A 561-nucleotide genomic window follows, 5' to 3' on the forward strand; every position below is an offset into this window, starting at 1 on the left:
GGCGCCGCTTTCGACCAGCGGCAGGGCCAGGAAGGATTTGACCGCCGAGCGCGGATAGGTCGGGCGCTCGGCGTCGCCCAGGGCGAAGACCACCCGGCCCGCCGCGTCCACGACGACGGCGCTGCCGGCATGACGGGATTCCACGCGGTCTCCGCGCGTGGCCTCGGCGATGATCGTGTCCATCCGGAAGATCCTCTGATGTCGGACGGCGGGGTCAGCCACCGGTCAGGAAATAGCAGGGCGTGCCGGAGCTGCGGGTCGAGTCCGGGTCGTCCTCGATCAGGTCGTCGACCATGAAGCGCTTCAGCCGCAGCACCACGATGCCGGCGGCCGTGTCGTCCAGCAGGTCGGCATCGTCTGCCAGCAGCGACAGCCAGTAGGGCACGCCCCCGCGTTCGGTCAGCAGCAGTGGATCGCGCCGGCTGAGCGTCAGCCCGTCGCGCAGCATCGCGTCGGCCCGCTGCGCGCCGGCGATGTGGTACAGGAAGGAATCCGGCGGGTCGGCGGGCTGCAGGCCGCGATGATGCACGCGGGTCAGCTGGACCGTGTCGGCGTCCAGAT

At 70.8% G+C, this 561-nt stretch carries 1 protein-coding gene and 1 pseudogene; both read right to left on the minus strand.

Going from position 1 to position 561, the window contains the following annotated elements:
• Window positions 1–183, minus strand: a 183-nt coding sequence (locus tag HUK84_RS22290; RefSeq protein WP_176642055.1) for an asparaginase, incomplete at its 3' end; no start/stop codon positions are given.
• Between the two features lie 31 nt (window positions 184–214).
• Window positions 215–561: pseudogene (locus HUK84_RS22295) on the minus strand (hypothetical protein); the annotation flags it as partial.

The organism is Nguyenibacter vanlangensis (assembly GCF_013376155.1).
Classification (GTDB): domain Bacteria; phylum Pseudomonadota; class Alphaproteobacteria; order Acetobacterales; family Acetobacteraceae; genus Gluconacetobacter; species Gluconacetobacter vanlangensis.